Origin of the sequence: Pseudomonas crudilactis (genome assembly GCF_013433315.1) — a bacterium.
GTDB classification, from domain to species: Bacteria; Pseudomonadota; Gammaproteobacteria; order Pseudomonadales; family Pseudomonadaceae; genus Aquipseudomonas; species Aquipseudomonas crudilactis.
This window is the reverse complement of sequence record NZ_WXVV01000010.1, coordinates 197,801-221,981: the sequence shown is the minus strand read 5'-3', so window position 1 is coordinate 221,981 and position 24,181 is coordinate 197,801. Positions and strand designations below refer to the sequence as shown.

At 59.5% G+C, this 24,181-nt stretch carries 22 protein-coding genes; 8 read left to right on the top strand and 14 right to left on the bottom strand.

Annotated features, from left to right (window positions below; all coding sequences use genetic code 11):
- Nucleotides 1-343: 343 nt before the first annotated feature.
- From GTU76_RS13600 to GTU76_RS13575, 6 genes are all read right to left on the bottom strand, one after another.
- Nucleotides 344-1,117: an enoyl-CoA hydratase gene (locus GTU76_RS13600; RefSeq protein ID WP_175554277.1), complete on the bottom strand. Its 774-nt coding sequence runs from the start codon at nt 1,115-1,117 to the stop codon at nt 344-346.
- Nucleotides 1,118-1,133: 16 nt separating this feature from the next.
- Nucleotides 1,134-2,261 carry an acyl-CoA dehydrogenase gene (locus GTU76_RS13595; RefSeq protein WP_180698817.1) on the bottom strand — a complete coding sequence of 376 codons (1,128 nt, stop codon included), beginning with the start codon at nt 2,259-2,261 and terminating at the stop codon, nt 1,134-1,136.
- 140 nt (nt 2,262-2,401) lie between these two features.
- The gene (locus tag GTU76_RS13590) at nt 2,402-3,595 is read right to left on the bottom strand and encodes an acetyl-CoA C-acyltransferase (protein WP_180698816.1); all 1,194 of its coding nucleotides are present in this window, start codon (nt 3,593-3,595) and stop codon (nt 2,402-2,404) included.
- Nucleotides 3,596-3,607: 12 nt separating this feature from the next.
- On the bottom strand, nt 3,608-4,369 hold the full coding sequence (locus GTU76_RS13585) for an SDR family NAD(P)-dependent oxidoreductase (protein ID WP_007918867.1): 762 nt from the start codon (nt 4,367-4,369) through the stop codon (nt 3,608-3,610).
- A gap of 16 nt (nt 4,370-4,385) precedes the next feature.
- Nucleotides 4,386-6,050: an AMP-binding protein gene (locus GTU76_RS13580; RefSeq protein ID WP_180698815.1), complete on the bottom strand. Its 1,665-nt coding sequence runs from the start codon at nt 6,048-6,050 to the stop codon at nt 4,386-4,388.
- A 226-nt stretch (nt 6,051-6,276) separates the two neighbouring features.
- Nucleotides 6,277-7,293: an AraC family transcriptional regulator gene (locus GTU76_RS13575; RefSeq protein ID WP_180698814.1), complete on the bottom strand. Its 1,017-nt coding sequence runs from the start codon at nt 7,291-7,293 to the stop codon at nt 6,277-6,279.
- Between the two features lie 285 nt (nt 7,294-7,578).
- Here GTU76_RS13575 and efeU point away from each other — a divergent pair, with 285 nt between their 5' ends.
- The 4 genes from efeU to efeO (GTU76_RS13555) are packed head-to-tail and all read left to right on the top strand — an operon-like array spanning nt 7,579 to nt 11,804.
- Nucleotides 7,579-8,427 (top strand): iron uptake transporter permease EfeU, encoded by an 849-nt coding sequence (gene efeU, locus GTU76_RS13570; protein WP_180698813.1) that lies wholly within the window; start codon nt 7,579-7,581, stop codon nt 8,425-8,427.
- An 8-nt stretch (nt 8,428-8,435) separates the two neighbouring features.
- Nucleotides 8,436-9,635 (top strand): iron uptake system protein EfeO, encoded by a 1,200-nt coding sequence (gene efeO, locus GTU76_RS13565; RefSeq protein WP_175554272.1) that lies wholly within the window; start codon nt 8,436-8,438, stop codon nt 9,633-9,635.
- Nucleotides 9,636-9,653: 18 nt separating this feature from the next.
- Complete coding sequence (gene efeB / locus GTU76_RS13560) at nt 9,654-10,952, top strand: iron uptake transporter deferrochelatase/peroxidase subunit (RefSeq protein ID WP_016986781.1); 1,299 nt, start codon at nt 9,654-9,656, stop codon at nt 10,950-10,952.
- 27 nt (nt 10,953-10,979) lie between these two features.
- A complete protein-coding gene (gene efeO, locus GTU76_RS13555; protein ID WP_064118169.1) occupies nt 10,980-11,804 on the top strand; it encodes an iron uptake system protein EfeO in 825 nt (274 codons plus the stop codon).
- 166 nt (nt 11,805-11,970) lie between these two features.
- On the opposite strand, the gene pssA is transcribed toward efeO (GTU76_RS13555), so the two are convergent.
- Nucleotides 11,971-13,314 (bottom strand): CDP-diacylglycerol--serine O-phosphatidyltransferase, encoded by a 1,344-nt coding sequence (pssA, locus tag GTU76_RS13550; RefSeq protein WP_016986783.1) that lies wholly within the window; start codon nt 13,312-13,314, stop codon nt 11,971-11,973.
- 204 nt (nt 13,315-13,518) lie between these two features.
- Here pssA and GTU76_RS13545 point away from each other — a divergent pair, with 204 nt between their 5' ends.
- Together GTU76_RS13545 and GTU76_RS13540 are read left to right on the top strand one after the other, a co-directional pair.
- On the top strand, nt 13,519-14,082 hold the full coding sequence (locus GTU76_RS13545) for a TetR/AcrR family transcriptional regulator (RefSeq protein WP_150792674.1): 564 nt from the start codon (nt 13,519-13,521) through the stop codon (nt 14,080-14,082).
- A 55-nt stretch (nt 14,083-14,137) separates the two neighbouring features.
- Nucleotides 14,138-14,617 (top strand): nuclear transport factor 2 family protein, encoded by a 480-nt coding sequence (locus tag GTU76_RS13540; RefSeq protein ID WP_123449987.1) that lies wholly within the window; start codon nt 14,138-14,140, stop codon nt 14,615-14,617.
- Between the two features lie 120 nt (nt 14,618-14,737).
- On the opposite strand, the gene sfnG is transcribed toward GTU76_RS13540, so the two are convergent.
- Nucleotides 14,738-15,820, bottom strand: coding sequence for a dimethylsulfone monooxygenase SfnG (gene sfnG, locus GTU76_RS13535; protein WP_116256206.1), 1,083 nt, complete (start codon nt 15,818-15,820; stop codon nt 14,738-14,740).
- Between the two features lie 357 nt (nt 15,821-16,177).
- Here sfnG and GTU76_RS13530 point away from each other — a divergent pair, with 357 nt between their 5' ends.
- Nucleotides 16,178-16,957: a TSUP family transporter gene (locus GTU76_RS13530; protein WP_175554268.1), complete on the top strand. Its 780-nt coding sequence runs from the start codon at nt 16,178-16,180 to the stop codon at nt 16,955-16,957.
- Here the strand turns inward: GTU76_RS13530 and nudC are convergent.
- The 4 genes from nudC to GTU76_RS13510 all read right to left on the bottom strand — a co-directional run bounded on the left by nudC (nt 16,925) and on the right by GTU76_RS13510 (nt 21,285).
- The gene (gene nudC, locus GTU76_RS13525; RefSeq protein WP_016986786.1) at nt 16,925-17,755 is read right to left on the bottom strand and encodes an NAD(+) diphosphatase; all 831 of its coding nucleotides are present in this window, start codon (nt 17,753-17,755) and stop codon (nt 16,925-16,927) included. The genes GTU76_RS13530 and nudC overlap by 33 nt on opposite strands.
- Before the next feature lie 6 nt (nt 17,756-17,761).
- The gene (locus GTU76_RS13520) at nt 17,762-18,574 is read right to left on the bottom strand and encodes a crotonase/enoyl-CoA hydratase family protein (RefSeq protein WP_180698812.1); all 813 of its coding nucleotides are present in this window, start codon (nt 18,572-18,574) and stop codon (nt 17,762-17,764) included.
- A gap of 205 nt (nt 18,575-18,779) precedes the next feature.
- The gene (locus GTU76_RS13515; RefSeq protein ID WP_180698811.1) at nt 18,780-19,703 is read right to left on the bottom strand and encodes a magnesium transporter CorA family protein; all 924 of its coding nucleotides are present in this window, start codon (nt 19,701-19,703) and stop codon (nt 18,780-18,782) included.
- Between the two features lie 7 nt (nt 19,704-19,710).
- Nucleotides 19,711-21,285, bottom strand: coding sequence for a RimK family protein (locus GTU76_RS13510; protein ID WP_246376036.1), 1,575 nt, complete (start codon nt 21,283-21,285; stop codon nt 19,711-19,713).
- A gap of 92 nt (nt 21,286-21,377) precedes the next feature.
- Between GTU76_RS13510 and GTU76_RS13505 the strand changes: the two genes are divergently transcribed.
- Nucleotides 21,378-22,478, top strand: coding sequence for a peptidase C39 family protein (locus tag GTU76_RS13505; RefSeq protein ID WP_175554266.1), 1,101 nt, complete (start codon nt 21,378-21,380; stop codon nt 22,476-22,478).
- A gap of 56 nt (nt 22,479-22,534) precedes the next feature.
- Here the strand turns inward: GTU76_RS13505 and GTU76_RS13500 are convergent, their stop codons facing one another.
- Together GTU76_RS13500 and GTU76_RS13495 are read right to left on the bottom strand one after the other, a co-directional pair.
- Complete coding sequence (locus GTU76_RS13500; RefSeq protein WP_180698810.1) at nt 22,535-23,689, bottom strand: PQQ-dependent sugar dehydrogenase; 1,155 nt, start codon at nt 23,687-23,689, stop codon at nt 22,535-22,537.
- A gap of 52 nt (nt 23,690-23,741) precedes the next feature.
- A complete protein-coding gene (locus tag GTU76_RS13495) occupies nt 23,742-24,062 on the bottom strand; it encodes a hypothetical protein (protein ID WP_016984635.1) in 321 nt (106 codons plus the stop codon).
- Nucleotides 24,063-24,181 lie beyond the last annotated feature (119 nt).

Genomic DNA, 24,181 nt, shown 5'->3' with positions numbered 1-24,181 from the left:
ATCGCCCGAATCGACTTGAACTTGCAGATCGTTACGGCAGGTAAGAAGATCTAAAACCGTCCACCATGTCTCCGAACATGTGTCCACCATGTCTCCGGTACATACACTCCCAGAGGTAGAGGGGGCCGACCGAGGTGTCTGGCGTTATCCATCGACCTGAAAGACCGGGTCGATTATGGATTCAATAAAGCACTTTCAGATCGGCGTAAATCTGAAATATCCCCCAATCAGTCCCCTCTCCCTCCGGGAGAGGGTTAGGGTGAGGGGCTCTTGACTTTGATGTCTATCAAGCCTTAAAAGCTTCGCGAGCAGGCTCGCGAAGGCGTCAGCTCAGGCACCGCATTTACTTGCCCTTGAACTCAGCCTCACGCTTGGCAATAAACGCCGCCATCCCTTCTTTCTGATCCTGCGTGGCAAACGCCGCATGGAACACTCGACGCTCGAAGCGCACGCCTTCCGTCAGGTTCACTTCAAAGGCACGATTCACGCTCTCTTTGACCATCATCGCAATCGGCAGCGACTTGCTGGCGATCACTACCGCAACCTTCAACGCTTCATCGAGCAACTCATCACTCGGCACGATCCGCGCGACGATACCGCAACGCTCGGCTTCCACCGCATCGATCAAGCGTCCGCTCAGGCACATCTCCATGGCTTTCGCTTTGCCGACGGCGCGCGTCAAGCGCTGGGTGCCGCCCATGCCCGGCAACACGCCGAGGTTGATTTCCGGTTGGCCGAATTTGGCGTTGTCGCCAGCCAGAATGAAGTCGCACATCAACGCCAGCTCACAGCCACCGCCAAGGGCGAAACCGTTGACCGCCGCGATGATTGGCTTGCGTCGGTTAGCCACACGATCGCTGTCGCTGAACAGGTCGTCCATGTAGATCTGCGGGTAAGTCAGCTCGGCCATTTCCTTGATGTCGGCACCGGCGGCAAAGGCCTTTTTCGAACCGGTGAGAACGATGCAGCCAATGTTCGCATCCGCTTCCAGCGCATCCAGGGCCTGGTTCACTTCGCTGACCAGTTGCGCATTCAGGGCATTCAACGCCTGCGGACGGTTGAGGGTGATCAGGCCAACGCGGCCATGGGTTTCCAGCAGAATGGTTTCGTACGTCATGAATCAAAATTCCTTCTTAAAGATTGCGCGAAATGACCATGCGCTGAATATCGCTGGTGCCTTCGTAGATCTGGCACACGCGCACATCGCGGTAGATGCGCTCCAGCGGGAAGTCGTTGAGGTAACCGTAACCGCCGAGGGTTTGCAACGCCATCGAGCAGACCTTCTCGGCCATCTCCGAGGCGAACAGTTTGGCCATCGACGCCTCGACCAGTGCCGGTTGCCCACTGTCACGCAGGGCCGCCGCGTAATGCACCATTTGCCGGGCGACGGCGATCTGCGTGGCCATGTCAGCCAAGCGAAAAGCCACGGCCTGATGCTCGATGATCGGCTTGCCGAAGGTGTCGCGTTCACGGGCGTAATCACGCGCCGCTTCAAACGCCGCGCGGGCCATGCCCACCGCTTGCGAAGCGATGCCGACGCGACCGCCTTCAAGGTTGGCCAGAGCAATCTTGTACCCCTCGCCCTCTTCACCCAGGCGGTTGGCCACCGGCACTTTGACGTCTTCAAAGAGGATCTGGCAGGTATCGGAGGCGTGTTGGCCGAGCTTGTCTTCGACGCGAGCGACTTTGTAGCCCGGTGAATCAGTCGGCACGATAAACGCGCTGATACCGCGTTTGCCGGCACTCTGATCGGTCACCGCAAACACAATTACGATCCCGGCGTTCTGCCCAGATGTGATGAACTGTTTGCAGCCGTTCAGCACGTAGTGATCGCCGTCCAGCCGTGCACGGGTTTTCAGGCTGCTGGCGTCGGAACCGGCCTGTGGTTCGGTCAATGCAAAGGCACCGAGCATGGCGCCGCTGGCCAACGGTTTGAGGAAGCGTTCACGCTGATCGTCGTTGCCGAACTTGAGGATCGGCACGCAGCCGACCGAGTTGTGCACGCTCATGATCGTCGAACAGGCGCCGTCGCCGGCGGCGATTTCTTCCAGGGCCATGGCGTACGCCAGGTAACCAGTGTCGCAACCACCCCATTGCTCCGGCACGAGCATGCCGAAGAAGCCCAGTTCGGCCATTTCAGCGATGGCTTCCTTGGGGAAACGGTGCTCGCGATCCCACTCGGCGGCGAACGGCTTCAAGCGTTCCTCGGCAAATTGCCGGGCCATATCACGGATCTGGGTTTGGTCTTCGTTGGGAATCATGGTGAATCCTTACTTCAAGTTCAGACACAAATCCTGTGGGAGCGAGCCTGCTCGCGAATGCGGTGTGTCATTCAACTCCAATGCTGGCTGACACGACGCCTTCGCGAGCAGGCTCGCTCCCACAGGGATTGGCGTTTGTTTCAGTAGACGCATTCCACAGCCATGGCCGTCGCTTCGCCGCCGCCAATGCAGATCGCCGCGATACCGCGTTTGAGCTTCTTCTGGCGCAAGGCCGAGAGCAACGTCACCAGAATCCGCGCGCCAGAGGCACCGATCGGATGGCCCAGCGCACAGGCCCCACCATGCACATTCAACTTGTCATGGGGAATTTCCAGATGTGTCATCGCCGCCATGCCGACCACGGCGAACGCTTCGTTGACCTCGAACAGATCGACGTCACCCAGCGACCAGCCGGTTTTCTTGATCAGCTTCTTGATCGCGTCAATCGGCGCCACCGGGAACAGGCCCGGGGTGTCGGCAAACGCGGCATGACCGTGAATCACCGCCAGCGGTTTCAGTCCGAGTTTCTGCGCCTGCGACTGGCGCATCAGCACCAGCGCCGCCGCACCGTCAGAGATCGAACTGGAATTCGCCGCCGTCACCGTACCGCCTTCACGGAACGCCGGTTTCAGCGAGGCCACTTTGTCGAGTTTGGCTTTCGGCGGCTGCTCGTCATGGCTGATCAGCACCTGTTCTTTGCCGACGGTCACGGTCAGCGGGACGATTTCGTCTTTGAAGCTGCCGTCCTTGATCGCCTGCTGCGCGCGGGTGGTCGAGGCGATGGCAAAGGCGTCTTGGGCCTCTCGACTGAAGTGGTTGGTTTCAGCGCAATCCTCGGCGAAGGTGCCCATCAAGCGGCCCTTGTCGTAGGCGTCTTCGAGGCCGTCGAGGAACATCGAGTCGAGCACGCGACCATGGCCCATGCGATAACCGGCACGCGCGCGATCCAGCAGGTACGGCGAGTTGGACATGCTTTCCATGCCGCCAGCGATGACCACATCGGCACTGCCGGCGATCAGCATGTCGTGGGCGAGAATGGTGGTCTCCATGCCCGAACCGCACATCTTGTTGACGGTGGTGCAACGGGTCGATTTATCCAGCCCGGCGCCCAAAGCCGCCTGACGCGCAGGCGCCTGACCGAGGCCCGCAGGCAATACGCAACCGAACAACACTTCATCGACTGCATCGCTGGCGACACCGGCGCGCTCAACCGCTGCCTTGATCGCTGCAGCACCGAGTTGCGGTGCGGTGAGGCTTTTCAGTTCGCCCTGAAAACCGCCCATTGGCGTGCGCACGGCGCTGACGATAACAATCGGATCGTTGGAAATAGTCATGACTAATCCTCCTTACTTGGCGGCCATGCGCAAGGCACCGTCGAGACGGATCACCTCGCCGTTGAGCATGCTGTTTTCGATGATATGCCGAACCAGCGCGGCGTACTCGGCAGGCTTGCCCAGACGCGGCGGGAACGGTACGCCGGCGGCCAGCGAATCGCGGACTTCCGGGGTCATGCCCGCCATCATCGGCGTTTCGAAAATGCCCGGGGCGATGGTCATCACGCGGATGCCGAAGCGCGCCAGTTCGCGGGCGGCTGGCAGCGTCAGGCTGGCGATCGCGCCTTTGGAGGCCGAGTAAGCCGCTTGGCCGATCTGGCCGTCGAACGCTGCGACCGAAGCGGTGTTGATGATCACACCGCGCTCGCCGTCCGCGTTGGCTTCGCTCTCGGCAATGGCCGCAGCGGCCAGACGCAGCATGTTGAAACTGCCGATCAGGTTGACGTTGATCACCTGAGCAAAGCTGCTCAGCGCATGCGGGCCGTTCTTGCCGAGGATCTTCTCGCCACGCACGATGCCGGCGCAGTTGACCAGACCGTTGAGGCTGCCAAAGGCTTTGACGGTGGCCTGCACGGCGGCTTCGGCAGCGGCTTCGTTGCTGATGTCGGCAACGACGCTTTGCGCGCCCAAACGCTGCGCCTGAGCGGCCACGGCTTCGGCGTTCATGTCCACCAGCATCACTTTCGCGCCGGCACTCACCAGCAATTCAGCGGTGGCAGCACCCAGGCCGGATGCGCCGCCGGTGACGATAAAAACCTTGTTCTCGATCTGCATGACTGTTTCCTTCGGTTCAAGCTGAAACGTTGTGCGCCGCGGCCTCTTGAGCCTTGGCGATTTCCTGGTTGCGCAAGATAAAGCGCTGCAATTTGCCACTTGGGGTCTTGGGCAATTCGCTGACAAATTCGATTTCACGCGGGTATGAGTGCGCGGCCAGACGCTTGCGCACATGTTGACGCAGCTCTTCGGCAAGCTCCGGCGCGGCACGGTATTGCGCACTCAGCACCACGAAGGCTTTGACCAGTTCGGTGCGCTCCGGGTCCGGTTTGCCGACGACCGCCGCTTCGACCACCGCCGGGTGTTCGATCAGCGCACTTTCCACATCGAACGGGCCGACGCGGTAGCCGGACGTGGTGATCACATCGTCGCTGCGGCCGACGAAGCTGATGCTGCCGTCCGGGTTCCATTCCACGGTGTCGCCGCTCAAGTAGTAATCGCCGACGAAGGCCTTGGTTGGCGCGCCTGCATAGCCGCCGAACCAGCACATCGGTGATTGCGGACGGTCTATGGCCAGGATGCCCGGCTGGCCGACGCCAAGTTCGTTGTACTGGTCGTCCAGCACGACGATGCGGTGCCCTGGCGAGGCAAAACCGGCAGCACCGACATGTACCGGGTGGTCGAGGCCGTGGTGGTTGCACAGCACCATGCCCAGTTCGGTCTGGCCGTAATGGTCGTGGATGACCACGTCGAGGTTGTCGGCGAACCAGCGGATCACTTCCGGGTTCAGCGGCTCGCCGGCGCTGCTGACGATGCGCAGCTTGCCTTTGATCGACTTGGCGAACTCATCGCCGCCCGCGATCAGCAGGCGATAAGCGGTTGGCGAACCCGTGAGGTTGGTAATGCCGTATTTGTTGATCACCCGACAGGTGCTTTCGAGGGTGAACGGGCCATCGTAAAACGTGATCGGATGGCCCATCGACAACGGCCCGGTGACGCCGAAGTAGATGCCGTAGGCCCAGCCCGGATCGGCGACGTTCCAGAACGAATCTTCCGGGCGCAGATCGACGGCATCACGGGTGTAACTCTGGAACGCGACGATGGCTTTGAGCGGCACCGACAGCGCTTTCGACGGGCCGGTGGTGCCGGACGTGAACATCAGCAGGAACGGGTCTTCGCCGGTCAGCAGTACCGGTTCGCACACATTGGAATAGTTGGCCAGTTCGGCCCAGAAGCTGAAGTCTCCACGGACGATGCCCTGGCCTTTCGCACCGCCGACGGTGACGAGGGTCGGGCAGTCAGCGACGTCAGCGAGTTTCGGCCGGTTGACCGCGTCGGTGACCACGACTTTAGCGCCGGAACAGTTCAGGCGATGCTCAAGGGCCTTGGGGCCGAACGCGGTGAACAACGGCTGATACACCGCGCCGATGCGCCAGGTGGCCAACACGGTGACGAGTAATTCGATATTGCGCGGCAGCAAACCGGCGACCTTGTCACCCTTCTGCACGCCTTGGGCGAGAAGGAAATTGGCGAAACGCGCGGCTTTGTCCTGCAGATCGCTGAACGTGTATGTCGCGCTGGCGCCGTCGCGGCCCTCCCAGAACAGCGCGATGCGCCCGGGCAAGGCGTGGCGGTCGCAGCATTCGACACAGGCGTTGAGCGCCTCAAGCGTACCGCTGAGCGCGGCATCGACGGTGTGCTGATAGTTGAACTGTGCGGTGGCAGACAAGTAATCGCGCATTGCCAGAATCCCTCTGTTTTTTATTAGGCTGGGAAGCGTAAACAACAGGGGGATAGTCGCGCTGTAGGGCGGTGGCGGCAATGGTCAAAGCCATCAAAGTGGCTGACTGGTTTGGCCATGCCTCAAGTTTTGTGTTGCCTGGACTGACCTCTTCGCGAGCAAGCTCGCTCCCACAGGGGGAATGCATTCCAAATGTGGGAGCGAGCTTGCTCGCGAAGAGGCCGGTTCAGACAACCTCGTTCAGGATCAACGTGCGGTAATGGCCCGGATTCGAACCCGACCACTTGCGAAACGCCTTGTAAAACGAACTCGCATCGGCAAATCCCAACCGCGCCGCAATCTCGACAAAACTGATCGAAGGCTCTGCCAGCCAGATAATGGCCAACTCCTTGCGCACACTGTCCTTGAGGCCTTGATAGGTCTGCCCTTCCTCGGCCAAACGCCGGCGCAGTGTCGAGGCCGACATGCACAGCTGTTGGGCCAGGGCTTCGGTTTCCGGCCATTGTTCAGCGGGCAGTTGCCGCAGATCCTGCTTGATCCGACTGGCCAGGCTCTCCGGGTCGCGGTACTTGACCAGAATGTTGGCCGGGGCTTGGGCGAGAAAACGTTTCAGCTCTTCGGCAGTGCGCTTGATCGGCAGATCGAGGCAATCGGCGGAGAAGATCATCCGTGTCCGTGGCCGCTCGAAACGCAGGTTTTCCGAGAACATCACCCGGTAGTCATCGGTGAAGTCCGGCGCCGCACAGCGCAATTCAATCGCCAGAATCGGTATCCGCCGCCCGGCCAGCCAGCAGGCCACACCGTGGACGATCATCCAGTAGGTGAAATAGCTGAAGGCGCGGCGTGGTTCGGGGTCATCTTCCATCAACACGATTTCCGCGAGACTTTGCTGGTGCAGCAGTTGCGCCGGCATGCGCTCAAGCATCAACGACAGAAAGCTCAAACCTGTGCTCAACCCCTCTGCCAGCGTCGGTTGCGCCATCGCGCTGCGACAGAGGAATTCAAGGCTGCCGGACTTGAGCTTGCGCGGGTCCATGCCGAAAAACTCGTCATCACCGCGTCGGGCCAATAACCGCCAGAGTTTCGCGTACTGCGAGGCCGGTACCCGGCCGTGCTCGGTTTGCAGCAACGCCGGATCAATCCCGACCTTGTTCAAGACCTCTTCGGTGGCTGTGCCCGGGGCACAACTTTGCTGCAGCGCTTCACGCACCAGTTGAACGGCGATGGTGTCTTTTTCCGACATGGAGCGCGATGAACCTTGTTGTTTTTAATTGACCGGCATCTTACCCCAAACCCGACTCCGATCCCTTGTGGGAGCGAGCTTGCTCGCGAAAGCGTTGGTTCAGTCACAGAGATGTCGACCGGTCAGCCCCCTTCGCGAGCAAGCTCGCTCCCACAGGGTTCTGTGTTGGGGCAAAAATTCAGGTCGTTCAGCAACTGTTCAGGTTTATGCCAATCATTGTCATGTGAGAATGCTTGTCATTATGTTACAACTTGTAACCTCTTCGAATGACTTGTTGGACACCGAATGCTCGTTCCCTTTCTGATCATGCTGCGCGAAGGCATTGAAGCCGCGCTGATCGTTGGCATTATCGCCAGCTACCTGCAACAGACCGGTCGTGGTCAATGGATGCCTGCCGTGTGGATCGGCGTATTCCTCGCCGCTGCCCTCGCCCTGCTGGTCGGCGGTGGTCTGGAACTGGTCAGTGCCGAATTCCCGCAAAAGCAGCAGGAGCTGTTCGAAGGCATCGTCGGCCTGGTCGCCGTGGCCATTCTCAGTTCGATGGTGTTCTGGATGCGCAAAGTGGCGCGTTCGATCAAGCATTCGCTGCAAGCCTCGCTGGATGAGGCGCTGACGTCTTCAAAACATCAGGTGATCGCACTGATCGCCATGGTCTTTTTCGCTGTCGCCCGTGAAGGTCTGGAAACGGTGTTCTTCCTGCTCGCCGTGTTTCAGCAGAGCGAAGGCCCGGGCGCGCCCGTCGGTGCTCTGCTCGGGCTGATTCTGGCGATCATTGTCGGCTTCCTGATCTACAGCGGCAGCATGCGCCTCAATCTTTCGGCGTTCTTCAAGTGGACCGGCCTGTTCATTCTGGTGGTCGCCGCCGGGATTCTTGCCAACTCGGTGCAAGCGCTGCATGAAGCCGGGCTGTGGAATCACCTGCAAACCGTGCTCTTCGACTTCAGCGCGACGTTGCCAATGGACGGCCCGCTGGGCTCGGTGCTGGCCGGCATGTTCGGTTATCAGGATGCGCCGACTGTCAGCACCCTCGGCGCGTATCTGATTTATCTGGTGGTGGCGCTGGTGATGTTTTTCTATCCCACCGCGCCGGCGACACCCACAGCCGCCAAATCGTCTTCAGTTTCCAGCCAATAAGGGCATTCATGTCAAAGCCTAATACTCCTCAGGCCTCCCCTCCTCGCGCCTTGCGCTGGGCGGTGGCCGGTTCGGTGGTGGTGATGATCGCCGCCGGTGGTCTGTTTTATTACGCGTCGAAAATGGCCGCGGCCAAGCGTCAGCACAACCACGATGAAGTGGTGGTGAATATCCATCCGGGCAATTGCGAGCCGAACGCGCTGACGGTGCCGGCTGGCCGCGCCAGTTTCCGCATCGTCAATCGCTCCGACCGTGCGGTGGAATGGGAAATTCTCGATGGCGTGCTCGTTGTCGAAGAACGCGAAAACATCGCGCCGGGCCTCAGCCAAGTGATCAACGCCAACCTGCAACCCGGCGACTATGCGATCACTTGCGGCCTGTTGAGCAACCCGCGCGGCACCTTGCACGTGACGCCAACCGCCGCCTCCGACGCTGCCGCCAAAGCCAAACCATCAATGGTCGCTTTCGTCGGGCCGCTGTCGGAGTTCCGCGTGTATCTGGCCAGCCAGGGCAGCGCGCTGATCAAAGCCGTCACGGCGCTCAATCAAGCGATTGAAAGCGGTGATCTCAGCCAAGCCCAGGCGTTGTACCTGCCCGCGCGTGCGGCTTATCAACATCTGGCGCCGGCCGCGCAGCGTCTGGCCGAACTGGACAACAGCATCAACGCCCGCGCCGATTACTTCGAAAAACGCGAGCAGGATCCAGCGTTCGTCGGTTTCCACCGTCTCGAATTCGGCCTGTTCCAGCAACGCAAACTCGACGATCTGACACCGGTCGCCCAACGCCTGCTCAGCGACGTGACCACACTCAAACAGCAACTGCTCGCGCAATCGCTGCCGCCGGAGCAACTGGTCAACATCGTCGTGCGCAACCTCAACACCTTGGCCGACGTGCGTGCTGCCAGCGGTGAAGAAGAACGCTACAGCCACAGCGACCTCAATGGATTCGCCGCCAATGCGCAAACCGCGCGTAAAGTCGTCGACCTGCTGCGGCCGATGCTGAGCAAATCTGCCGCTGACCTGCTGCCGAAAATCGACAAGGCACTGGCGGATTTCGACAGCGAACTCGACAGCTACAAGATCAAGGACGGCTACGCCAGCTACGACTCCATCAGCGGCGCACAACGCAAGCAGATCGCCGACAAGGCGCAGGCCCTGGCCGACGCACTGGATGGCATCGATCCCGCCCTCGGCCTCTCCGGCCTGTAAGCAGAAGACAAATTCCCGATGAAAGATTCAGAAAACCTCAACCTGCAACGTCGCCGCGTCCTGATGGGTATGGGCGCCGCGGGTGTCGCCCTCGCCGGTTCCGCCCTGAGCTGCCCGGCCATGGCTGCCGCGCCAGCACAAGTCACCGAAGCACCGAGCAGCGACAAGACTGAAGACCGCCACGATTTCCACGGCGTGCACCAGACCGGCATCGTCACCCCGCGTCCGGCGTCGGGCATGCTCGTCTCGTTCGATGTGTTGGCCAGTGATCGTGAAGATCTGGAGCGGCTGTTCCGCACGCTCAACGAGCGCATTGCGTTTCTGATGAAGGGCGGCCCGGTGGCGCAGATCGATCCGAAACTGCCGCCGCCGGATTCCGGGATTCTCGGCCCGAACGTCACGCCGGATAACCTGACCATCACCGTTTCCGTCGGTGAGTCGCTGTTCGACGAACGCTTCGGTCTGGCCGATGCAAAACCCAGACGACTGATGCGCATGGTCGGTTTCCCCAACGATGCGCTGGAAGCCGATTGCTGCCACGGCGACCTGAGCCTGCAGTTCTGCTCGAACACCGCCGACACCAACATTCACGCCCTGCGCGACATCGTCAAAAACCTTCCGGATCTGCTGCTGGTGCGCTGGAAACAGGAAGGCAGCGTGCCGCCGCAAGCCCCTGCGAAACCAGGGGTGCCGGCACAATCGGCGCGTAACTTCCTCGGCTTCCGCGACGGTTCGGCCAACCCTGACTCCAACGATGGCAAAGCCATGGACAGCATCGTCTGGGTGCAACCTGGCAGTGACGAACCGGCCTGGGCGGCGCACGGCAGCTATCAAGCGGTGCGGATCATCCGCAACTTCGTCGAACGTTGGGACCGCACGCCGTTGCAGGAACAGGAAAGCATCCTCGGTCGGGTGAAAACCACCGGCGCGCCTATCGGTGGCAAACATGAAAGCGAAGTGCCGGATTATCACAAGGATCCGGAAGGCAAGCTGACCAAACTCGACGCGCACATTCGTCTGGCCAACCCGCGCACGGCCGCGACTCAGGCCAACCTGATCCTGCGCCGGCCATTCAACTATTCCAACGGCGTCAACAAGAACGGCCAGCTCGACATGGGCCTGCTGTTCATCTGTTACCAGGCCGATCTGGAAAAAGGCTTTATCACCGTGCAGACCCGCCTTAACGGCGAGCCCCTTGAGGAATACCTCAAACCGGTCGGCGGCGGCTACTTCTTCACCCTGCCGGGTGTCACGGGCGACAAGGACTTCATCGGTCGCTCGTTGCTCAACGCTACACAACCGAAAACTGCTGCCTAAAACAACATCCCAACTGGAGCCGCCCCCATGAAAAAGACGCCACTCGCGTTATTGCTGACCCTTGGTTTGCTCAACACCCCGCTGTCGGCGTTTGCCGCGACAGCACCGCTGGATCTGGTCGGGCCGGTGTCGGACTACAAGATTTACGTCACCGAACAACTCGATGAACTGGGCAGCCACACCCAGCAGTTCACCGATGCGGTGAAAAAAGGCGACCTCGCCACCGCGCAAAAGCTCTACGCACCGACCCGCGTTTACTACGAGTCGATCGAGCCGATTGCCGAGCTGTTCAGTGACCTCGATGCGTCCATCGACTCCCGTGTCGACGACCACGAGAAAGGCGTGAAGGCTGAAGACTTCACCGGTTTCCACCGCATCGAATACACGCTGTTCTCGGAGAAAAGCACCGCAGGCCTGAACGAGCTGGCAGACAAGCTCAACAGCGACGTCAAAGACCTGCAGACCCGCGTGGCTGGCCTGACCTTCCCGCCTGAGAAAGTCGTCGGTGGTGCGGCTGCGCTGCTGGAAGAAGTGGCCGCCACCAAGATCTCTGGTGAGGAGGATCGCTACAGCCACACCGACCTGTATGACTTCCAGGGCAACATCGACGGTGCGAAGAAAATCGTCGACCTGTTCCGTCCGCAGATCGAGAAGCAGGACAAGGCCTTCGTAGCGAAAGTCGACAAGAACTTTGCCACCGTGGACAAGATTCTGGCCAAGTACAAGACCAAGGATGGCGGCTTTGAAACCTATGACAAGGTGAAGGATAACGACAGAAAAGCGCTGGTGGGGCCGGTGAATACACTGGCTGAAGATTTGTCCACGTTGCGTGGCAAACTGGGTCTGAATTAAGTTTATTTAGCGTCTAAGCGGGCCCCTTCGCGAGCAAGCTCGCTCCCACATTTTGAACTGCATTTCCCTGTGGGAGTGAGCTAGCTCCCACATCTGGAATGCATTCCCCCTGTGGGAGCGAGCTTGCTCGCGAAGGCTTTATCAGCCGCGCTAGATAATTTCGATTTTAGAGAATCCGGTAGAGCAACCGCTCAATCCGCACCCGACTCACGCGCTTGAGAAACTTGGCCACCCCGGCCGGGTATTCTGGCAGCGTCTCCAGACTCTGGAAATTCTCGATCCGTGTGGTGTGGCGGAAGATTTCTTCCAGCTCCTTCGCCCGAGGCGCCAGCCACTCGCCTTTCGGGTCATCAATCAGCAACGCGTTTTCCAGATCCAGGCGAAATGCCCGAGGATTGAGGTTGTTGCCAGTCAGCAACGTATAACGCTGATCGACCCACATGCCCTTGAGGTGATAGGTGTTGTCGCCATCACGCCACAGGTGCAGGTTCAACTGGCCGCTGTCGATGTTGCGCTGATGCCGTTTGGCAAAGCGGCGCAGGCTGATCTCGTACAGATACGGCAACGCCGCAATCACCTTGAATGGTTCGCTCGGCGGGATATAGAAGTCGTTGGCAGTCTTGTCGCCGACCACGATGTCGATCTTCACGCCACGGGCCAACGCACGGTTGACCTCACGGATCACGCCCAGCGGCAGGTTGAAGTACGGCGTGCAGATGGTCAGCTGTTTTTGCGCGCTGGCGATCAACTCAAGAATCGCCCGGTTCAACGGGTTGTTCTTGCCGACGCCGAGCAACGGGGTAACGGACAAGCCGTCTCGGGCGGTGCTGCCCGTGGCCGTGTCGTAAGTGGCATATTTCAAGCGGCTGCGCAGATCGCCGATGTCGTTGCGCAGGCTGCGCGTGGTCGGCAGATTCGGCAGATCGAGGCGGTGCACTGCTTTTGACTCGATCAGGCCGTGCTTGACCAGGTGATGCATCGAATCCGCCAGTTCGTGGCTTTGCAGGACGTGGTAGCGGTCGAAGCGGTACTTGTCGAACTTGTGCAGGTAAACGTTGTTCAGGCTCGCGCCGCTGTAAACCACGCAATCGTCAATCACGAAGCCCTTCAGATGCAGCACGCCGAACAGTTCACGGGTCTGCACCGGCACGCCGTACACCGGCACTTCGCTCTGGTGCGTGCGGGTCATTTCCTGATACCACGCCGAGTTGCCCGGCTGCTTGCCGGCACCGATCAGTCCACGCTGGGCGCGCAACCAATCGACGACCACGGCAATTTCCAGCTCGGGACGCTTGAGCTTGGCGGCGTGCAAGGCATCGAGGATTTCCTGACCGGCTTCGTCTTGCTGCAGATACAGCGCAACGATGTAGATACGCTGGGTCGCTGCGGCGATTTTCTCGAGCAGGCAACGACGAAATTCAGCGGCGCCGGACAGAATGGTCACGGCCTCGGCGGTCAGCGGGAAGCTGCGCAATTTGGGCAGCAAGGAGCGTTTGAAAAGCAACGGCATAGGGCTCGCAATGGGTCGAATCCGAAGAACCCGAGAGCTTACACCATCGCATCCTTCGGGTCTTGTTAGTGCCCGTAAAGAGATCAAAAGATCGCAGCCTTCGGCAGCTCCTACACGGGCCAATGTAGGAGCTGCCGAAGGCTGCGATCTTTTGATCCTAAAAAACCATTGCCAAAGGAGAACAATCGTTCTACTGTTCGTCACATGAACGAAATCACTAGCAACGACACACGCGACATCATTCTGGATGTCACCGAAAAGCTGATCTATAAAAGTGGCATCGCTGCCACCAGCATGGATCTTCTGGTGAAAACCGCCGGCGTCTCCAGAAAAAGTATTTACCGTTACTTTGCCGACAAGGACGCCTTGACCGTTGCCGCCCTGCAACGCCGCGACGTGCGCTGGATGCACTGGTACCGAAGCGCGGTCGATCAAGCCGAAACCCCGGCCGATCGCCTGCTCAACCTGTTTACCGTGCTCAAGAGCTGGTTCGCCTCGGAAGGTTTTCGCGGCTGCGCGTTCATCAACACCAGCGGCGAGACCGGCGATCCGCAGGACCCGGTGCGTCTGGTCGCCAAAGAACACAAACAGAAGCTGCTCGACTACGTGTGCGAGCTGTGTACCGAACATGGCGCCGAGGATCCGCAACTGCTGGCCAGACAGCTGCTGATCCTGATTGACGGTGCCATTACCGTAGCGCTTGTGATGGGTGATCACAGTGCCGCCGATAATGCGCAATGCATGGCGCGAAAGTTATTGGACCTGTAACGCCTTAATAAGCCGGACTTGTTGTTCAATTATTAATTAGATCGGGAGACTGAACATGTCTACTGCAGCCCAGGTACGTCCGCCATTGCCGCCCTTCAACCGTGAATCGGCCATCGAAAAAGTTCGTCTGGCCGAGGATGGCTGGAACTCCCGCGACCCGGAACGGGTATCGCTGGCTTACACACTCGACACCCAATGGCGCAACCGCGCCGAATTCGCCAACAACCGCGAAGAGGCGAAGGCGTTTCTGACCCGTAAATGGGCGAAGGAACTGGATTACCGTTTGATCAAGGAACTGTGGGCCTACTCCGACACCCGCATCGCCGTGCGTTACGCCTATGAATGGCACGATGATTCGGGCAACTGGTTCCGCTCCTACGGCAACGAAAACTGGGAATTCGATGAGCAAGGCCTGATGTTCCAGCGCTACGCGTGCATCAACGACATGCCGATCAAGGAAAGCGAACGCAAGTTCCACTGGCCGCTGGGTCGACGCCCGGATGATCATCCAGGCCTGTCCGACCTCGGTCTCTAAGACCCCGTAGATCTAATGTGGGAGCGAGCTTGCTCGCGAATGCGGTGTATCAGTAATCAAAATATTTACTGAAAGGACGCCTTCGCGAGCAAGCTCGCTCCCACAGGTTTTGCATAGGGTTCAGGCGACAGCGGCGGTCTTTTCGGCCTCCAGTTCGCGAACGAGCGGCAACACTCGCCGCCCGAAATATTCGACCTCTTCCTGAAAGTGCAGGAACCCCGCCAGCACCAGATCCACCCCCACCGCCTTCAAAGCCACAATCCGCTCGGCAATCTGCAATGGCGTACCAATCAGATTGGTCTTGAAGCCATCGTTGTACTGCACCAGATCCTCAAACGTCGATTTCGCCCAGTTGCCCTCACCCTCCGGCGATGCCCGGCCCGCCTGCTTCGCTGCATCGCCGAAGGCGTTCACGGCTTCCGGGTCAGCCTGATCGATGATCTGCGCGAGTACGGCCCTTGCCTCTTCTTCGGTGTCGCGGGCGATGACAAAGGCATTCACGCCAATCTTCACCGAATGATTATTTGCCGCTGCTTTGGCACGAATATCGTCGACCTGCGCCTTGATCCCCTCGACGCTGTTGCCATTGGTGAAATACCAGTCCGAAACCCGCGCCGCCATATCCCGTGCCGCACGGGAACTGCCGCCCTGAAAGATCTCCGGACGGCCCAAGGGTTTCGGTTTCAGGCTGTAATTGTCGAAACGGTAGAAGTCGCCGCGAAAGGTGAAGTTGTCCTGACTCCACACACCGCGCAATGAACGAATGAACTCTTCGGAACGGCGATAACGCTCGTCGTGCTCCAGCCAATGCTCGCCGATGGCCTGGAATTCGCCTTTGAACCAGCCGCTGACGATGTTCACCGCGATACGGCCGTTGGTGAGTTGATCGATGGTCGCCAGTTGCTTGGCGGCCAGCGCCGGTTGCCATGGGCCGGGGAGGATCGCTGCGATTACCTTGAGTTTGCTGGTGGCCGCGAGCAATGCGTGGCTGAACGCGACTGACTCATGCTGAAACTCGGCACCGTAGCCGGCGGTGAAGCGGATCTGCGTCAGCGCGTATTCGAACCCGGCCGCTTCGGCGATCTGTGCCAGTTTGCGGTTGTAGTCGATGCCCCAATCGGTGCGCTGCTCGATCTTGCTGACCACCAGCCCACCGCTGACGTTCGGCACCCAGTATGCAAATTTAACGGCTTGCTGACTCATTGGCGTGTCCTCGGGACATTTGCGGAGATGGGAGTGGTAGAGCAGCAAGCGTGCCAGGGTTGGAATGCCTGGTTTTGTTGGGTTTTCCTGTTATTCAGGTGTCTTTTTAAGTGAGATTTGTTGGCTGGATGTTGAGTAGGCAACAGTAGATTTTGGACTGGCTGGGAAGCCGCCTTCGCGAGCAAGCTCGCTCCCACAGGGGATTTGTAGTGATATTGATTTTGTGAACACCCCAAAAAACTGTGGGAGCGAGCTTGCTCGCGAAGGCGTCAACCGGGTCGCCGCAACAGTTGGATACAGGTAACATGACCGCCCTCCCCGCAGCCAAATCTGCGCCCTGCCGAATAAGCCGATTCCATGCCCTTCGAACTCAGCGTTGACCTCACCACCCTCGCCATTCTGGCCTTAGTCGCTTTCATTGCCGGTTTCATCGACGCCATCGCTGGCGGTGGCGGTCTGTTGACCACGCCTGCACTGCTGACGGCTGGCCTGCCGCCGCATCTGGTGCTCGGCACCAACAAGTTGAGTTCGACGTTCGGCTCGGCCACCGCCAGTTTCACCTTCTACAAACGCAAGCTGTTCCACCCGCGCCAATGGACCCACGCGATTGTCGGTACCCTTGTAGGCGCGCTCGCAGGCGCCATCGTCGCCCATTACCTGCCGGCCGAATGGCTGAACAAGATGCTCCCGGTCATCGTCTTCGCCTGCGGTCTGTACCTGTTGTTCGGCGGCACGCCAAAAGCACCGCTGGACAGCGACGCCCCAATCAAAAAGAAATGGCAATCGACCCAAGGCTTCAGCCTCGGTTTCTATGACGGCGTAGCCGGGCCCGGCACAGGCGCGTTCTGGACGGTGAGCAGCCTGCTGCTCTACCCGATCGACTTGGTCAAGGCCAGCGGCGTGGCGCGCAGCATGAACTTCGTCAGCAACATTGCGGCGCTGTCGGTGTTCGTGTTTTCCGGGCAGGTGGACTGGATCATCGGCCTGAGCATGGGCTTGTCGGTGATGGTCGGCGCGTTCTTTGGCGCGCGCACCGCGATCAGCGGCGGCGCCAAGTTCATTCGCCCGGTGTTCATCACCGTGGTGCTGGGTTTGACCGTGCGTTTAGCCTGGCAGCACTGGTTCAGCGTGGCCTAAACGCCGCGCCACGTAGACGTCGATCAGGTAACGGGCTATCGACTTTGACGCCGGCAACGGCGGCAGGTCGTGCACATTGAACCACTGGGCGTCTTCGATCTCGTCTTCCTGACAGACAATCTCGCCACCGGCGTATTCGGCATGGAAGCCGAGCATCATCGAATGCGGGAACGGCCAGCACTGGCTGCCTAGGTACTGAATGTTCTGCACCTCGATCTGCACTTCTTCACGCACTTCACGAATCAGGCAATCCTCGGCCGACTCGCCCGGTTCGGCAAACCCGGCCAGCGTGCTGTAAACCCCGGAGACGAAACGCGGCGAGCGCGCCAGCAGAATCTCGTCGCCGCGGGTGATCAGCACGATCATGCTCGGTGAAATGCGCGGATAACTGCGCAGATCGCACGGCTGGCAATACATCGCCCGCTCACGCGGTACTTGCGTCATCGCCTGGCCGCAATTACCGCAGAAGCGATGTTCGCGGGCCCACGTGCCGATCTGCGCGGCGTAACCGAGCACTTTATAAATGGTGTGATCGCCATCGAGCATGAACGCCCGCAGGCCTTTCCAGTTGCAACCCGGCACCTCACTGGCACTGCGCAACTCCAATAGGTACACCGGCTCGCCATCGAGATGGCCGATGCCGTGCTCGGCGAGGATCGACAAGTCCTGACGCTTGAGCCATTCCCGTGGGAACAGCGCGCCGTTGTCATCGAACAGAAAACCGTCCGGGCTGCGCGCCACGGCCCAGCCGCCGGGTTGATCGGTGTCCAGTACTGCAGTGGTCCAGCGAGATGTCATGGTTTCTCAGTCCAGAAATTCGGGTTTCTGTTTGCTCATATGGGCGGCCATGGCCACGCGCAAGTCGGTGGATTGCAACATGGCGGCGTTCCAGGTGGCAACGTATTCGAGACCGTCGTCGATGCGATGGTCGCGCATGTAGCTGATCATTTCCTTGGTGCCGGTAACCGCGATCGGCGATTTCGAAGCGATCTCGCGAGCGATGTCCAACACGCCTTCGAGCAGCGCGTCCTTGTCGCTGTAGACGCGATTGACCAGGCCAATGTTGCGTGCCTCGTCAGCGCCAAAAGTGCGACCGGTGTAAGCCAGTTCACGCAGCATGCCGTCACCGATGATCCGTGGCAACCGTTGCAAAGTGCCAACATCGGCGGCCATGCCGATATCGATTTCCTTGATCGAGAATTGCGCGTCTTCGGCGGCGTAACGCATATCGCACGCGGCGATCAGATCGATGGCGCCGCCCAGGCAATAACCTTGAATGGCGGCGATGACCGGTTTGCGGCAGTTGTCGACGGCGTTGAACGAGGTTTGCAGGGTCAGAATTTTTTTACGCAGCAGGCGCGCGTTGCGGCCAACGTCTTTGCCCAATTCATTGGCGACGCCGGCCAGCATCATCAGGTCGATGCCGGAGGAAAAGTGTTTACCGTTGCCGCTGAGCACCACCACGCGCACTTCGTCGGTGTCGTCGATCCACTGGAAGATCTCGACGATCTCGCTCCAGAACGCCGCGTTCATCGAGTTGATCTTTTCCGGACGATTGATCTGCACATGGGCGATGTTGTCGGCCAGTTCGACGCTGAAGGCGGAGTATTGAGTCATGGCAGTGATCCTTTACCGGGCTGAAAATGAGGCCCGAACTATAACAAGGCATCACAGTGGCGGTTCGGCCAAATGCGGGACTGTCCTGAGTTTTACTTTGCCTGCGCCGGCCCCTTCGCGAGCAAGCTCGCTCCCACCCTTTTGAAATGCATTCCCCCTGTGGGAGCGAGCTTGCTCGCGAAGAGGCCGGATCAAACAACCCAATTCATCTGGCCAAACGCCGCAGCCCAAACAACATCCCCCCCGCCCCCAACAACATCGCCGCCAGAAACACCGGGTACGAAACCCACCACGGTGTCCCCGCCGTCATCATGCTGAACTCCGACATGCCACCAATACTGGCAATCAGGTTCAACGGCAGAAACACCACGTTGATCAAGGTCAGTTTGCGCAGCAGGTTGTTCATGCTGTTGTTCATCAGATTGCCGCGCGCATCGATCAGTCCGGAAAACACTGTGGAGTAGATCTCCGCCTGCTTGTAGCACTGGTTGTTTTCGATGATCAGGTCGTCGATCAAACCGATCGCTTCGCTGCCGAAGTGCTGCTTCTCGGCATGATTGCGCAGGCGCGTCAGGACCGCGCCGTTGCTGTGCAGCGCGTTGATGTAATAGATCAGGCTTTCGCTGAGGTTGAACATCTGCACCAAGTGCTGGTTCTGCATCGAGGCGTTGAATTTCTGCTGCAACTCGCGGGCGACCAGTTTGATCACCTTCAGATGGCCGAGGTAGTGGTGGATGTTGTTGAACAGCAGATCAAGCAACACATCCAGCGGCGTGTTCAACGGCTGGCGGGTGCCGAGGCCGTGCAGCGGCGTGTCGTCGGTGGCGATCACCAGTAGTTGTCCCGGCGCGAACAGCAATCCGCAGGACGACACTTCAAATGCCAGACTGCCACCGCCGGAATAGTTTTCCGGGCGCTTCCAGATCAGGAACAGATGGTCGGGATGGAACTCGATGCGCGACACCTCGTCCGGGTCCAGCGCTGACGCCAGTGCATGCTCATCGACCTTGAAATGACTGTGCAGCAAGTCGCGCTCGGCAGCATTGGGATTGCTGAACAGCATCACCTCGGCGTCCAGTCGCTCGACCCGCTGCAGGGCGCCGTGGCTCAGTGCGAAGCTGTTGATCATCGGCGCGTCACCAGGCCTGACCGCGACGCTTGAGTTCCAGGCGGCGCACGAACTCCTCCAGCACCAGTGAATACAGGTCGTCGTGCAAATACGCGTCTTCAATGCCAGCGTCGAGGTTGGGGTTGTCGTTGACTTCGATCACCACCACTTTGTCGCCGGCCTGTTTCAGATCGACACCGTAGAGGCCGTCACCGATCAGGTTAGCGGTCTTCACCGCCAATTCCACCACCGCGCGCGGCGCCTCGTGGATCGCCATGGTCCGGCATTCGCCGTTGACGTCCTGGCCCTTGGCTTTGTGGTTGTAGATTTGCCAGTGGCCCTTGGACATGAAGTATTGGCAGGCGAAGATCGGTTTACGGTTGAGCACGCCGATGCGCCAGTCGTACTCGGTGTAGAAAAACTCCTGAGCCAGCAGCAATACCGAGTGTTCAAACAATTCGGCGGTGGCTTCGAGCAGCGCCTGCTGACTTTCGACCTTGATCACCCCACGGGAAAAACAGCCATCGGGAATCTTCAGCACCAGCGGAAAGCCAAGCCGCTCGCCGACCCGTTCGAAGTCTTCGGGTCGCTCCTTGTAGAGAATTTCGGTGGCGGGCATACCCAGTTGATGGCTGTTGAGCAGATCGGTCAGATAGACCTTGTTGGTGCAGCGCAGAATCGACGTCGGGTCATCCATCACCACCAATCCTTCGCTCTCGGCTTTCTTGGCAAACCGATAGGTGTGATTGTCGACACTGGTGGTTTCGCGGATCAGCAAACCGTCGTACTCGGCCAGACGTGCGTAATCCTTGCGCTCAATCAGTTCGACGTCGATACCCATGCCCTTGCCGACCCGGACGAAATTTGCCAGTGCCTTGGCGTTGGATGGCGGCAAAGCTTCTTGTGGATCGTGCAGTATCGCCAGGTCGTAACGCGCCACTTGCGGCGAGCGCGGCACTCGCCAGACTTTACGGCTGAAACCGTCCAGCGCGTTGGCAAACTGATCTTCCTGATCATCGCGCAACTTGTGCAAGGCGCCGGACTTTATACCTTCGATGTGCCAACCGTTAGTTCGGCGAAACTCAACTAACAGAATCGGACAGGGAAACACTTCAAACAACTGCCGCGCCAGATCCTGTAAGGGCTCGATATGTGTTCGGCCAAAATACAAGGTCAGAGTAAAACCTTCGGTATCACTGTAGAGATGATGACTGAGGGCTTTCTCCAGGGTTTTATCGAGATCGTCCAGTGCCAGGCCGTAGAGTGATTTTTTCGTCAGCTCGCTGATGGTACGCACCGACGGAATCACCTTGTGCCCCCGGGCTTCGGCCAACAACGAGCAGTAGTAGCCGTGGCCCAGATACTTGTAGCTACGGCACAGATTGATCACCTGCACACGCTTGCCAGGCTCGCTGCCACAGCTGTGCTCAAGGTATTCCTGAGCTGTCAGGATGTCTTCGCTGGGGAAGTATGAAGCCCAGTCCTCCTTGCGCTCGACGATAATCAACACTTGACTGGAGGCTTTAATCGCTGAATTTAAATAAGTTGCTGCCGGCAAACTTTGCTCGGATACTTCGCGCCAATGACCCTGTACCGCTGACATAGAGATTGATCCGTTGGAGAACAAGACCTTTTCTATTAAGCACGAAGTTTTTCGAAAGTCTCGTTTCGTTACGCAACTTTTACGGTGGTCATATGAAGGCTGTTTTTCGTTTGGCGGTAGTTGAAGACTTGCCGGCGCTGCTGGCACTGGAAATGCAGTGTTTCACCACGGATCGGCTCACCAGTCGCAGCTTTCAATGGATGATCACCCGCGCTCACGGGCGGTTGCTGGTGGCGGAGTGCGACGGTCGACTGCTGGGCTACGCACTGGTGTTGTTTCATCGCGGCACCTCGCTTGCGCGGCTGTATTCCATTGCGCTAGCCGTCGAGGCGCGCGGCACCGGCCTGAGCAAACAATTGCTGCAACGTATTGAAGCGCTGGCGCTGGAGCACGACTGCGCGTACCTGCGCCTGGAGGTGCGCACCGACAACCCTGCCGCAATTGCGCTGTATGAGCGCAACGGCTACCGGCGCTTTGCGCTGATCCACGATTACTACGAAGACCACGCCGATGCGCTGCGCCTGGAGAAACGCATTCTCCAACACCGCGACTCGCGCAACATCAAGGTGCCTTACTACCCGCAAACCACCGACTTCACCTGTGGCCCGGCATGTCTGTTGATGGCCATGGGCGCACTGCAATCAGAGCGGCTACTGGAGCGACGTGAAGAATTGCAGGTCTGGCGTGAAGCGACCACGGTGTTCATGACCTCCGGCCATGGCGGTTGCAGCCCGCAGGGATTGGCGTTGGCGGCGTGGCGTCGGGGCTTCAAGGTGTGCTTGCAGTTGAGTCTGGCTGGGCCGCTGTTCCTCGACGGTGTGCGTGATACGCATAAAAAAGACGTCATGCGTTTGGTGCACGACGAGTTCACAGCGCAATTGCAGGACACCGATGTCGAGTGCGTGATCGGTGTGGCGCTGGATCTGCCGCGCTTGCTCGCTGCCGGCGGGCAGCCGCTGGTGTTGATCAGCAGCTATCGGCTGACCCGTTCCAAATCGCCGCATTGGGTGGTGGTGACCGATTGCGACGAAGATTTCGTTTACCTGCACGACCCGGATGTTGACCACAGCCAGCATCGACAGTCTATGGACTGCCAGCATGTGCCGGTCAGCCATGGGGAATTCGAGAAAATGTGCCGGTTTGGCCGGGGAAAGTTACGCGCGGCGGTGATTTTGTATTCCCGCGAAACGTAAGCCTCCACATGCAGGAGCTGCCGCAGGCTGCGGCAGCTCCTGCAGGGGAATACCCGTCAAGGTGCAGGCTTCAGACCGATCTTGTACAGCGAGCCCTTCTCTTCATCCGTCAGCACATACAAATAGCCGTCCGGCCCTTGCCGCACATCGCGAATGCGCTGCTTGAGCTCGCCGAGCAAGCGCTCCTCGTGCACCACCTTGTCGCCATCGAACTGCAAGCGGATCAATTCCTGAGTCACCAGCGCTCCGATGAACGCATTGTGCTGCCACGGTTTAAAGCGATCGGCATCGTAAAACGCCATGCCGGTAACGCCCGGAGATTTCTCCCAGACATGGTGCGGCGCCACAGTGCCTTCGGCCGTTTTACCCTGAGCTTCCGGAATCGGCTGCATCGAGTAATTGATTCCATGGGTCGCCAGTGGCCAGCCGTAATTCTTGCCGCGTTCGATGATGTTCACCTCATCGCCACCGCGCGGGCCGTGCTCGTTCTCCCACAATGTACCGGTCCATGGGTTGAGCGCCGCGCCCTGCGGGTTGCGCAGGCCGTATGCCCAGATCTCGGGACGAACGCCGGACTGGCCGACAAAGGGGTTGTCCTCCGGCACTTTACCGTCCGGATAAATGCGCACGACCTTGCCTTGCAGCTTGTCGAGATCCTGCGCCGTTGGCCGGTCATTGTTCTCACCCAAGGTGATGAACAGATAGCCGTCGCGATCGAACACCAGCCGCGAGCCGAAATGATTGCCGACTGAAAGCTTCGGTTCCTGACGGAAGATCACGTTGAAATCCTTCAGTGTCTTCAAGTCATCCGTGAGCCGCCCGCGCCCGACGGCGGTACCGGCCTTGTCGCCGGCTCCACCACCTTCGGCATAGGAGAGATAGACCAGACGATCCTCTTTGAAGTCCGGCGACAGCACGACATCCAGCAACCCGCCCTGCCCTTTGGCCCAGACCTGCGGCACGCCGGAGATCGGCGCCGACAGTGTGCCGTCGGCCGCGACCACGCGCAGATTGCCGGGCCGTTCGGTCACCAGCATGCCTTGGCGGTCCGGCAGAAACGCCAGCGCCCACGGATGCTCAAGGCCTGCGGTGATGGTCGTGACTTCGAGGGTGCCCTGTTCGCTTTGCAGCTCTTTGGGCGCGGCGGCAAAAGCCGGAGCACTGAGCAGCGCGCCGGCACACAGTGTGGCTAGAAGGGTTTTACGCAACATGCACGATTCCTTTTGTTCGTTTGAATGGCCGGCAAAACTTCAGTTCTGCCGCTCAACGGTTGCTGCCTCCGCTGCGCGAAGGTGGGTTTGGAATGAACGTGGGTGGCGTGCTCGGCACCGAGCGGATCGGCTGGCCGTTGCCAATGCCCCGGTTCTCGACCGTAGGCTGACGCGGCGTCGGTACAGTGTTCGGGCCGCGAATGGGTGGAGCGCTGGGCTGGGTACCCTGCATGCTGTTGGGGTTGGCCCGGCGAATCGGGCTGTTGTAAGGGTTGTTGCTGTTACCCGTCGGGCTTTGCGCCAACAGGACGTCGGCATGAACCAGACCGCCACTGAGGGTCAGGACGACGATGCCAAGCAGAATGCGGTTCATGACGCTGCCTCTCGATGGGCCAAGGATAGAGCCTTCGAGTCCACGCTACGCCCAGGGTTCGGATTTGTTAACCCACAAGCCTTAAACAACATGTAACACGGCTTGACCGAGTCCCTGGA